Below are 387 nucleotides of genomic sequence, written 5' to 3' on the forward strand. Positions count from 1 at the left end.
CGAGGTGAACGAAATGGTGCGCAGTGCAAAGGTCAGTCCGGAACAGCTTGCCGCCCTGCTGCGGCAGTCGGCCAACACCACCCCGAACCCGGCTGCGCTGGCCGCTGTGGGTGCAACTTTTGACAAGGAGGAAGATGTCAATGATGAAGATTAAGAAATTTGGCGCACTGCTGGTATCGGCGGTGCTGTGCATCGGCATGGCTGCTCCTGCTTTCGCCTATGAGGGCGATACCACCCCGGTGGAAGAACCTGTCCTGCCGGAAATCGTAGAGGAAGAAGATGCTGTCACCATTACGGATGAGGAAACGGGCGCACTGACCCCGGAGGGCAATCTGACACTGGTGAGGTTCAAGGCCAATGTCTACCAGATCACCGTCCGCAAGAGCC

Annotated in this window: 1 pseudogene; it reads left to right on the forward strand. The window is 58.1% G+C overall.

Annotated features, from left to right (window positions below):
- Positions 1 to 140: 140 nt before the first annotated feature.
- A pseudogene (locus P0G09_RS15935) lies at positions 141 to 387 on the forward strand (hypothetical protein); the annotation flags it as partial.

The sequence above is a fragment of the Faecalibacterium sp. DFI.5.82 genome (assembly GCF_029076575.1).
GTDB lineage: Bacteria > Bacillota > Clostridia > Oscillospirales > Ruminococcaceae > Faecalibacterium > Faecalibacterium duncaniae.